3 protein-coding genes are annotated in these 5147 nt (G+C 69.8%); all 3 read left to right on the forward strand.

Features of this window, described 5'->3' with window-relative positions; translation table 11 throughout:
• Window positions 1-350: 350 nt before the first annotated feature.
• The gene (locus U9980_RS21720) at window positions 351-2966 is read left to right on the forward strand and encodes a hypothetical protein (protein WP_322769615.1); all 2616 of its coding nucleotides are present in this window, start codon (window positions 351-353) and stop codon (window positions 2964-2966) included.
• 83 nt (window positions 2967-3049) lie between these two features.
• Entirely contained in the window at window positions 3050-3805 is a 756-nt protein-coding gene (locus tag U9980_RS21725) for a hypothetical protein (protein WP_322769616.1), read from the forward strand.
• A 64-nt stretch (window positions 3806-3869) separates the two neighbouring features.
• Window positions 3870-5147 (forward strand): hypothetical protein (locus U9980_RS21730; protein WP_322769617.1); only part of this gene is annotated, 1278 nt, incomplete at its 3' end.

Here is a 5147-nt window from a genome sequence, read left to right on the forward strand (position 1 = left end):
GGCTTGCCGTAGGTGGAAAAGGCTGCGGGAGTGACCGTTCCTACCTACGGGGTCGGGTGCTCGGCAGACTCCAGGTCGACACCACCGTCGCAGGGTGGGGACTTTCCGAGTCGGGTTGAGGTAGCGGGGGTAGGTTCGGTGGAGCTGCGGCCGTCCTGGTGGTGGTGACCGGCATCGGATCCGATGGATGATCGGCGCGAGTTTGTTGTTCGGTACGTTTTTTGGCCGGATAGGCGTGCGTAGCGACAAACTCGCGCCGATCTTGGCAGATGTCCGGTCGGATAGGCGGGCTGCCGACGGCTCGGGGTCGATGGGTACTCTGGTGACCGGTTTCTGCGGGGGTGGTCACTGTGCAGGTCTTCGTTCATGTTCTCGGGGCGTCCGATCTCGGGGTGGACAGTCAGGCTCGATTTCGTTCCGGAAATGCGGGTACGGTCGCTGGCCCCACCCAGGCGGAGAGGGTTGCCAGGCTGTGCGCGGCTATCGATGCCCGGGATGAGGACACTGTCCGGACGCTGCTGACGACACCCGTTGCGGATTCCCAGCGGCGATGGGAGAAGGTGCCGCTTGAGATCATGCTCGAGGCGGCGGTGCCCGGAGACCGGCTACTGCTGGTCGCGACGGATACCGGGAATCCGACGGGTCGGGATACCGCAGGGCTGGCCGAGGCGATCGAACGGGCGCTCAGCCTGGTTCCCGACCTCTACGTGCCCGCCCGCAACCCGGAGATCGACGTGGAGATCGACGTGGAGCGGATCGTTGCCGACGGGCCGACGCTGCTGGTCGGGCGCCGCGTGCTCCAGGATTGGCTTGCGGCCCATCGTGAGGTGGACCGCATCGTCACCGGTATCGGCACCGGACCCACCGGCCTGACGATCGGTTGTCTGATGGCCGCGCTCGCGGACGGTCGACCGGTCGACGTCCGACCGATCCAGGAGCCCGCTCACGGCAGGCTTGTCGACCTGCATGTCGAGGACGACCCGGCGCCGTGGCTGGCGCGGCGGCGGATGTTCGGTGCGCTCGCCGTTCACGTGGGCGATGGCTGTCCGCGTACGCGTGACCTGCTGCGCATGCTGGATGCCCGGCAGCGTCTCGATGTTGAGAACTTCGCGAAACTTGCGGAACGCTACGGGATCGACCCCAACAGTGAGCTCGCAGTCACGGAGCCGGTGGCCCTGGAGAACGCCTACTTCGACCGCCTGGTCCGCCGTGAGGTGCAAGCGGTCATGCTCGGTCGGGCCTGGTTGCTGAGCGAGTACAACGCACGGCGACGTCCGGACGACCCGATCATCAAAGATAGGAACAGGCGTAACCCCGACGAGACGGAAACCCTGGGACCGTTCATCGAGCGGGTTGCCGAGCGGCGTCCTCATGGTGAAGCCGCGGCTTTTCTCGTCCAGCGCAGATGGATCAACCAGTTCGCCACGGGCAAAAGTCACGGCCTGCGGATCCCGAATCGTCGTTATCTCGTTCACGCGGCCGGTTCGGCGGGTCACGTCGACGGGCGGGATCCGCGCCGAACCGAGGCCCTGTTTGCCGAGATGCCCGGCCTGCGCAGCGTTCCCGACCTGTTCCGGTGGTCGTCCGCGGCATCCGGCGAGGTGCTTGTGGTCTATTGTGTCGGTTGGCAGGAGGAGCGCGACGGTCGACGGCCATTCGCCGATGCCGTGTGTGACGCGGGCACGTTGCGGTCCCTGACCGATCTCATCGACCCGCGGCCGGCGAACGCTGGCGAACAGCCACCGCACGACAATCAGTTCCGGGCGCGGCTGCGGTTCCGGCTCGTCGCGAGCGGACAGACACTCGACCTCGCCTCCGGTTCGGCGGCCTACATCGCGGCCAGGCTCGCCGCGGCGAATCCGCAGGGTGGCCTGGGTGGCCTGGGTGGCCTGGGTGGCCTGGGTGGCCAGGGTGGCCAGGGTGGCCCGGGTGGCCCGGGTGGCCTGGACGACCCGGGCGCGCTGGAGCCGGTCGTCGTACCGATGGATATCGCCGGCGTCCGCAAGGCAGTCGCGTCGTCACTGCTCACCGTTCCGGGGGTCGCCGATGTGGAGGCCGTCGTCGTGCTGGCCGGCCCTGGAGCGAATGCGATGAACGCCGGTCTGCTGCTCGCGGGCACCGATGTCGCAACCGCGGTGGGCTGCCCGGTCTACGTCGGTGCGATGGTCGAGGCCGGCGGCGGGGGGACCCGCGTCGAGATCGACGGCGGCCAGGTCGCCGCGTTGCCCGGCTACCCGGACGTCCTCGCCCGGGTAGCACTGGAGCATCTGGCCAACCTGGAGCTCACCGCGGCTGCGGACACCCTGCGTCGAGGTGGTCGGCGGCTTGAACCCCTCGCGGCGCGCGCGGAGGAGATCCGGGACGTCTTCATCGGAGGTTTTCCCGGCACCGGCACCGGCACCGGCACCGGCACCGGCACTGGCACTGTCGCCGAGCAACGGGCGGAGGTCGCCCGCCGCATTGAGCTGATCAAGATTCTGACCAGGGAACGCGTTGGCGGCGGACGTCGAAACGCCGGAAACAGGCGTGCAGGACGGTCGGCTGCCGGCCGTACCGCCGTCGACGACTGGCACGCTCTGCATCTGGCCATGACGGTGGCCGACCGGGTCCTTGGGAAGGCGTGGCGCACGCACGAATTGCGGGTCAGCAGGCTCGCCTATGCGATCCGTTCGGACGCGGTCACCGCGCACGGTCCGGAAGCGCAGACGTTCGCGGCCGCATTGGACAATCTTCAGCAGAAACCTCAGCACCGGATACCCGGTATCAGAATCCGGACGTGCGCGGAGCTGCTGTCACACGTCCAGCTGGAAATTGATCCGGTGCCTGGGCCGGATCGCGGCTCGCTCCGCGACGCCTACAAGAACCTGACCGACCGGGTCCGCCGCTGGGCCGAGCCTGTGCCTGAGCCTGACTCTGAGTCTGAGTCTGAGGTCGGGAACGCAGACCGGGACGAAGTTTTGTCGTAGTCCGGTCGCAGCGCTCATCCGCTGGGTTCGTCCGCTGTGTCCGTCTGTCGAGGGTGAAACGCCCCCTACGGACGGAGCCTCCCATGGAACAGCGGGCCGACCATCCGCGCTATCGCACCACGCGCCCGGCGCAGACGCCGCTGGGTGCCCTTTCATCCGGTGCCAATCCGATTGGCGGCCGTCACCCCGGAGTCGGCGGGTGGACCAGGCTGCGGCTGTGGTGGCGGGGACGCCGTGACGCGGACGCCGGCATACCGACCGTTGCTCCGGGATCGTTCACGACGCCGGCGATCCGGGAGCTGGCGGCGAGCGCCGAGCGCTCGCACGGCCTACTGCGTTCGATCCTGACCGGGTTGCTGATCGATCTCGACGTCGAGATCGCCGAAAACGTCGCCGCGATCGCCGTCCTGCGGGCGCGACTGGCCACCGACCCGGCCGATCAGATGGTCACCGAGGCCGAGGCTCTCGGCCAGCCAGGGAGCAGCGACGACGCCGTGGCCCGGAGCAGGCGGTCGGCGACACATGCGCGCACGGCGAACCTCACCGACCGGACCCGGCTCGGCGAGCTCCAGATCAGGTTGGCCGGCCTGCTGGAACGGCGTGAGCGGCTGATAGATGACGCACAGGCGCGTGCCGACGGGATCTCGTCCTTCCGTGACCAGTGCGTCGAGGTGTACCGGGCGGCGAACCTGCGCCGCCGCGGTGAGGATGCCGCGGCGCTCGCCGAAGCGTGGGTTCCACCGGCGTTCCCGTCGCCCGCGTGGCTGACAACCGTGCGCCGGGTGCCGACGGCCACGGCGAACACACCGCCGTCCACCGACGGCCACCGCAATCCGTGACCGGCAATCCGTGACCGGCGAACCGTGACCCGCAATCCGTATTTCGTGACCCGGGAGGCATGAGATGGCAGCCAGGCCGCAGTACCCACTCGTCCGGTCGTCCAGGCTGGACAACCGGGGCCTGCTCGGATTCGCTCGGGCCAGCGCCGAACGGGATGCCGCCGCGCCGTACCCGGACACCGAGACCGGCAAGACTGTCCTGCCGTTCGAGCAGATCCTGGCCGGGCATGCGACAGCACGGCTCGAAGCCATCGGACGGGCCTACGCCCACGACCGGTTCGGCAACGAGGCCCGAATCGGCGACGCCCGGGCGTTGGTCGCCGCCCGGACCGATGCGTGCTCCGCCGCTGCGACGCGGGTCACCGAGGCGGCGGACAGCCACCGCGACGCGGTCGAATCGGTTCGCGCCTGCGCTGAGCCGCGACGGCGGTTCGCCCACCTGGAATGGTCACCGCTTGGCCGTATCACGCTACTGGGCGTCATCACGAGTGCCGAGGCGGTCGCGCTAAAGCCGACCCTGGACGGCCTGGGTGCCCCCTATCTGCACACGTACCTGCTCGTCGCCGCGATCGTCTTCGCTGGGCTGGTGCTCGCCGGGCATCTTGCCCGCCACGCCAGGGACCAGCGGGTCCGCGTGGACGAACGCCAGGCGGGGCGGCCGGGGCAGCAGGGGCAGCAGTGGCGGCCGGTACGGGCCCCCGGTGGGACGTTCCTCTCCCCGGCGGTCGTCGCCGGGCTGGTGGTGCTGGTGGCCGTCAACGTGTGCCTCGCGGTCGTCCGGGCGTCGACCTTCGTCGGTGAGATCGCTCTGCTCGGGAAACTCGGGGCAGCTGTCGACATCGGTTTCCCGGTCGCGTTCGGGTTGTTCCTGTCTCTGCAGACGCTGTTCACCGTGGCCGCCGCCGCGGTCGAATATCACGCGCACGACCCGCTCGCCGCCGCGGTGCGGCGCACCGGGCTGCGGCTGCGCTGGGCGCGGTCCCGGCTGCACAGACCCCGGCGCGCCCTGCACGCCGCCACCTGCGCGGAACGTGCGGCGGTCCACACGGCCATCGCCATCGTGGAGGCGTACCGCGGGCTCGCCCGGGAGGAACGTGCCCGCGTCGAGATCGTGCGGGACAGCTACCGCGCCGATCTGGTGGCCCGCTGCCGGGTCGAGCGCGCGGCGGCGCTGGCGGCCCTGCCGCGGGCAACCTGGCCGCTGCCCGCGTGGGTCGGCGGGCTGGACAACGAGATCGCGCGGCTCATAGCCCGCGTACCGGATGACGTCCAGCCGATGGACGTCCAGCCGATGGACGTCCAGCCGATGGACGAGCAGGGCACCACCGACTCACCTCCGGAC

The organism is Protofrankia sp. Cr1, from assembly GCF_963555865.1.
In the GTDB taxonomy this organism is placed as follows: Bacteria; Actinomycetota; Actinomycetes; order Frankiales; family Frankiaceae; genus Protofrankia.

What these genes read in the sequence shown, in the direction of transcription:
- U9980_RS21725 (WP_322769616.1), top strand. Translation starts at nt 3,050, where the DNA reads ATGGAACAGCGGGCCGACCATCCGCGCTATCGCACCACGCGCCCGGCG.